Raw genomic sequence first — 6000 nt, forward strand, 5'->3', positions numbered from 1 at the left:
TTCCCGGCCCCCGCCCGCGCCGTCGACCCATCCCCAAGTCGGCGGTCGTCGGTCCCTGTCCGTACCGGACGGGGCCGGAAGCCGTTTTCCAACGTTCCGAGAGGTTGTTCGTGTCGGCCAGCACATCCCGTACGCTCCCGCCGGAGATCGCCGAGTCCGTCTCTGTCATGGCGCTCATCGAGCGGGGAAAGGCTGAGGGGCAGATCGCCGGCGATGACGTGCGTCGGGCCTTCGAAGCTGACCAGATTCCGGCCACTCAGTGGAAGAACGTACTGCGCAGCCTCAACCAGATCCTCGAGGAAGAGGGTGTGACGCTGATGGTCAGTGCCGCGGAGCCCAAGCGCACCCGAAAGAGCGTCGCAGCGAAGAGTCCGGCCAAGCGCACCGCCACCAAGACGGTCGCGGCGAAGACGGTGACCACCAAGAAGGCCACCGCCAGCGCAGCTCCGGCCGCCCCTGCCGCCCACGATCCGGCCGAGGACGCGTCCGACGGCCGGGTCGCCGCCAAGAAGACGGTCGCCAAGAAGGCCGTCGCGAAGAAGACGGTCGCCAAGAAGACGGCGGCCAAGAAGACCACCGCCAAGAAGGACGACGTCGAGTTGGTCGACGACGAGGCGGCCGAGGAGACCCCGGGCAAGCCCGGTGCCGAGGAGCCCGCCGAGGACGGCGCCCAGGGCTTCGTGCTGTCCGACGAGGACGAGGACGACGCGCCGGCGCAGCAGGTCGCCGCCGCCGGTGCCACCGCGGACCCGGTCAAGGACTACCTGAAGCAGATCGGCAAGGTCCCCCTGCTCAACGCCGAGCAGGAGGTGGAGCTGGCCAAGCGCATCGAGGCGGGCCTCTTCGCCGAGGACAAGCTGGCCAACGCAGACAAGCTCGCGCCGAAGCTCAAGCGCGAGTTGGAGATCATCGCCGAGGACGGCCGTCGGGCGAAGAACCACCTCCTGGAGGCCAACCTCCGTCTGGTGGTCTCCCTGGCCAAGCGCTACACCGGCCGCGGCATGCTCTTCCTGGACCTCATCCAGGAGGGCAACCTCGGTCTGATCCGCGCGGTGGAGAAGTTCGACTACACCAAGGGCTACAAGTTCTCCACGTACGCCACCTGGTGGATCCGTCAGGCGATCACCCGCGCCATGGCCGACCAGGCCCGCACCATCCGTATCCCGGTGCACATGGTCGAGGTCATCAACAAGCTCGCGCGCGTGCAGCGCCAGATGCTCCAGGACCTGGGCCGCGAGCCCACCCCGGAGGAGCTGGCCAAGGAACTCGACATGACCCCGGAGAAGGTCATCGAGGTCCAGAAGTACGGCCGCGAGCCCATCTCGCTGCACACCCCCCTGGGTGAGGACGGCGACAGCGAGTTCGGTGACCTCATCGAGGACTCCGAGGCCGTCGTCCCGGCCGACGCGGTGAGCTTCACGCTCCTCCAGGAGCAGCTGCACTCCGTACTCGACACTCTCTCCGAGCGCGAGGCGGGCGTCGTCTCGATGCGTTTCGGTCTCACCGACGGTCAGCCGAAGACCCTCGACGAGATCGGCAAGGTGTACGGCGTCACGCGCGAGCGGATCCGTCAGATCGAGTCCAAGACGATGTCGAAGCTGCGCCACCCGTCGCGCTCGCAGGTGCTGCGCGACTACCTCGACTAGGTCTCGGCCGTACGTCACCGAGGGCCCGACTCCCGCTGGGGAGCCGGGCCCTCGGTCTGTGCGCGGAGTGCGCGTCGTCACGCGCTGGATCACTCTGGGTGTTCCAGGACCATCCCAGAGTGAGGAGCGCGCATGCGCCGCCCCCTTGTCGCCTCGCTGGCCCTTGCGGCCGCCGCGGCCATGATACCGCTGGCGTCCCCCGCCCCGGCCGCGACCGGTGGCGTCATCATCGGAGGTCAACCCGTCGATATCGCCCAGAGCCCGTGGACCGTGGCGCTGTCCAGCCGTGACCGGTTCGGGGGTACGCGGGCCGGGCAGTTCTGCGGCGGTGTGGTGATCGGCCCGACGCTCGTACTGACCGCGGCCCATTGCATGGGGTCGGTCGTGCTCGGGGGGCCACCCCAGGAAGTCCGCGACCTGAAGGTCATCGCGGGCCGGGGGAACCTGATGTCCGCCAAGGGTGAGGAGGTCCGGGTCGGCAAGACCTGGGTCAACCCGGCCTACGACGCCGCCGCGAACACCGGGGACTTCGCGGTGCTGACGCTCGCCTCCCCGCTGCCCCAGAGCTCGGTCATCAGGATGGCGGCCTCCGGGGACGCCGCCTACGCGCCCGGTACGGAAGCCGCGGTCTACGGCTGGGGTGACACGTCGGGCGGCGGTGACTACGCGCTCACCCTGCGGTCCGTGGGCGTGAACGTGCTGTCCGACGCGGTCTGCGAGCGAGCCTATCCGGGAAACGAGGACGGCACCTACAGGGCCGCCTCCATGCTGTGCGCCGGCGAGATCGAGGGCGGGCGGGACGCCTGCCAAGGTGACAGTGGAGGGCCGCTGGTCGCTCGGGGCCGACTGATCGGTCTCGTGTCATGGGGCAGCGGCTGCGGGCAGGCGGGGAGCCCCGGGGTGTACACACGGGTCTCAGACGTCGTCAGGGCGCTCGGCTCGCGCCGCTGAGGGCCGCGCGGGCCGAAAGCGGGCCTGTCGGACCTGCCGGTCGTTCCAGGCGGGTGCGGAGGCCGTGGAAGCCCGGGAAGGCCCTTCGAGCCGGGTCGGCCGGCGTACGGAATCCGCGTGCTTCCGGAAGCTGTGCGGCCCAGGGTCGCGTGCCAGGTGTCTCCGGGGATCCCGGCCGTCGAGGCCGCGCCGTCCCTGGTGCTCGAAGCGGCTGAGGCCGCACGCGCCGGGGCGGCGCGGCTCATCGGGGTGCGGCGGAACGCATACGGGCGGCCACCCCCATTGGCAGGGATGGCCGCCCGTACACCCGGCCTGTGCCGGAGGTGGCTCGTCGTTGATGCGAAGAAGTGTCAGCGCTCTTCGTCGTCGGACGTTGCAGGGACCGACGTCAGTCGTTCCGTCTCGTCCTGTATCTCAGCGGCGATCTTCTTGAGTTCCGGCTCGAACTTACGCCCGTGATGGGCGCAGAAGAGCAGCTCACCGCCGCTGAGGAGGACGACGCGCAGATATGCCTGGGCGCCGCAACGGTCGCAGCGGTCAGCGGCCGTCAGCGGGCTCGCGGGGGTCAGAACAGTAGTCACGTCGCCTCTTCTCTAGCTCGACGAGCTGTCGTACCAGGGTCAACATCCAACCAGGCCGAAAACGTTCCCGCTCGTGGCTTTTCCTCGAAAATTTCTCTCCGAGGCGGCTGTCTGCTGCCGGGTGGCGGCGAATGAGCCGTATTGCGTCTTCGCGTCTTACGGGTTCGCGCTGTCTGTCAGGGTCGGTCCTCCCCGGCTGGCTTGCCGGTTGTTCATGAGGACGTGCCCGGAGCCTAAATGGTTCATGCCCCGAAGGGAACGTGATATGTACTTCACTCCATCGAGGGATCGAACACCCATGCGACCCTGGACTAGTCTGAGTTCATGCGAGGGTGGCGTCACAACGGCTCTACCAGGCCTCGGTACCCTCTCAGCGGTGACCGAAGCCGGCCCCTTACCCAAAAGGGCCCCATCTGAAATTCAGCGAGGAGCGAACCGCGTGACCGCCGACACGTCCGTGCCGTCCACAGCGTTGCTGACCGGATCAGACCGGGACGGTTCCAACTACACCGCGCGGCACCTGCTCGTCCTCGAGGGGCTCGAAGCCGTCCGCAAGCGCCCCGGCATGTACATCGGGTCGACCGACAGTCGCGGTCTGATGCACTGCCTGTGGGAGATCATCGACAACTCCGTGGACGAGGCCCTCGGGGGCTACTGCGACCACATCGACGTGATCCTCCACGACGACGGCTCGGTGGACGTGCGGGACAACGGCCGCGGCATCCCGGTCGACGTGGAGCCCAAGACCGGCCTGTCCGGCGTCGAGGTCGTGATGACCAAGCTGCACGCCGGCGGCAAGTTCGGCGGCGGCTCGTACGCGGCTTCCGGCGGTCTGCACGGCGTGGGCGCCTCCGTGGTGAACGCGCTCTCCGCCCGTCTGGACGTCGAGGTGGACCGCGGGGGCAACACGCACGCGGTCAGTTTCCGGCGCGGCACCCCGGGAGCGTTCAAGGCGGACGGTCCCGAGGCCGCCTTCGACGCGACGAGCGGGCTGCGCAAGCTCAAGCGGATCCCCAAGACCCGCACCGGCACCCGCGTGCGCTACTGGGCCGATCGTCAGATCTTCCTCAAGGACGCCAAGCTCTCCCTGGAGCACCTGCACCAGCGTGCCCGGCAGACCGCCTTCCTGGTCCCGGGCCTGACCATCGTCGTACGTGACGAGTACGGGCTCGGCGAGGGCGGGAGCAAGGGCGAGGAGTCCTTCCGCTTCGACGGCGGCATCAGTGAGTTCTGCGAGTACCTGGCCGCCGACAAGCCCGTCTGCGACGTTCTCCGCTTCTCGGGGCAGGGCAGCTTCAAGGAGACCGTCCCGGTCCTCGACGACCACGGGCAGATGACGCCGACCGAGGTCACCCGCGAGCTCGGTGTGGACGTGGCGATGCGCTGGGGCACGGGCTACGACACGAGCCTGAAGTCGTTCGTGAACATCATCGCCACCCCCAAGGGCGGCACCCATGTCGCCGGCTTCGAGCAGGCCGTGGCCAAGACGATGAACGAGGTGCTGCGGGCCAAGAAGCTGCTGCGCGTCGCCGAGGACGACATCGTCAAGGACGACGCCCTGGAGGGCCTGACCGCCGTCGTCACCGTGCGTCTCGCCGAGCCGCAGTTCGAGGGCCAGACCAAGGAGGTCCTCGGGACCTCGGCGGCCCGCCGCATCGTGACCAACGTGGTCTCCAGGGAGCTCAAGGCGTTCCTGACCTCCACCAAGCGGGACGACGCCGCGCAGGCCCGCGTCGTGATGGAGAAGGCGGTCGCCGCCGCGCGCACGAGGATCGCCGCGCGCCAGCACAAGGACGCGCAGCGCCGGAAGACGGCCCTCGAGTCCTCGTCCCTGCCCGCCAAGCTCGCCGACTGCCGCAGCGACGACGTCGAGCGCAGTGAGCTGTTCATCGTCGAGGGAGACTCCGCGCTCGGTACGGCCAAGCTGGCGCGGAACTCGGAGTTCCAGGCGCTGCTGCCGATCCGGGGCAAGATCCTCAACGTTCAGAAGTCGTCCGTGACGGACATGCTCAAGAACGCCGAGTGCGGTGCGATCATCCAGGTCATAGGGGCCGGGTCCGGGCGGACCTTCGACATCGACGCGGCGCGCTACGGGAAGATCATTCTCCTCGTCGACGCCGATGTCGACGGTGCGCACATTCGGATCCTGCTGCTCACGCTGTTCCAGCGGTACATGCGGCCGATGGTCGAGGCCGGGCGGGTGTTCGCGGCGGTGCCGCCGCTGCACCGCATCGAGCTCAGCCAGCCCAAGAAGGGGCAGGACAAGTACGTCTACACGTACTCGGACCGTGAGCTGCGGGAGACGCTGCTGGAGCTGCAGCGCAAGAACGTGCGGTACAAGGACTCGATCCAGCGGTACAAGGGTCTCGGTGAGATGGACGCCGATCAGCTGGCCGAGACCACGATGGATCCCAGGTACCGGACGCTGCGCCGGATCAACATCTCCGACCTGGATGCATCCGAGCAGGTGTTCGATCTGTTGATGGGGAACGACGTGGCTCCGCGCAAGGAGTTCATCTCCAGGTCCGCGGCGACGTTGGACCGCTCGCGTATCGACGCGTAGAGGCTGCGCGGGCTGTCGCGGGTGCGGGGGCGTCCGCGGGCTCGGGCGCGCGGGTGGCGCGGTGCGGGCGTGCGGGTGGCGCGGGCGTGCGGCGCGGCGCGGTGCGGGCGTGCGGGTGGGGCGGGGCCGTGCCGGTACGTCGAGCCCGTCGCCGTTGGATCAGGCGTGGGCCGGGTAAGGGAGCCGTTGCTCGATCCGGGCGTAAGCGACGGGCTGCGACGTACCGGCACGGCCCCTCGCGTGCGTCGCCGGGTGCGGG

Annotated in this window: 4 protein-coding genes; 3 read left to right on the forward strand and 1 reads right to left on the reverse strand. The window is 68.9% G+C overall.

Features of this window, described 5'->3' with window-relative positions:
- Positions 1-110 precede the first annotated feature (110 nt).
- Positions 111-1646, forward strand: a complete 1536-nt coding sequence (locus ACFVTC_RS38225) for an RNA polymerase sigma factor (RefSeq protein ID WP_390133706.1) — start codon at positions 111-113, stop codon at positions 1644-1646.
- A 132-nt stretch (positions 1647-1778) separates the two neighbouring features.
- Positions 1779-2597: a serine protease gene (locus ACFVTC_RS38230; RefSeq protein WP_390133708.1), complete on the forward strand. Its 819-nt coding sequence runs from the start codon at positions 1779-1781 to the stop codon at positions 2595-2597.
- Between the two features lie 350 nt (positions 2598-2947).
- On the opposite strand, the gene ACFVTC_RS38235 is transcribed toward ACFVTC_RS38230, so the two are convergent.
- The gene (locus tag ACFVTC_RS38235; protein WP_153288178.1) at positions 2948-3178 is read right to left on the reverse strand and encodes a hypothetical protein; all 231 of its coding nucleotides are present in this window, start codon (positions 3176-3178) and stop codon (positions 2948-2950) included.
- A 439-nt stretch (positions 3179-3617) separates the two neighbouring features.
- On the opposite strand from ACFVTC_RS38235, the gene ACFVTC_RS38240 reads away from it, so the two are divergent.
- Entirely contained in the window at positions 3618-5741 is a 2124-nt protein-coding gene (locus tag ACFVTC_RS38240; protein ID WP_390133711.1) for a type IIA DNA topoisomerase subunit B, read from the forward strand.
- The last annotated feature ends 259 nt before the right edge of the window (positions 5742-6000 follow it).

Origin of the sequence: Streptomyces sp. NPDC057950, from assembly GCF_042887295.1 — a bacterium.
In the GTDB taxonomy this organism is placed as follows: domain Bacteria; phylum Actinomycetota; class Actinomycetes; order Streptomycetales; family Streptomycetaceae; genus Streptomyces; species Streptomyces kaempferi.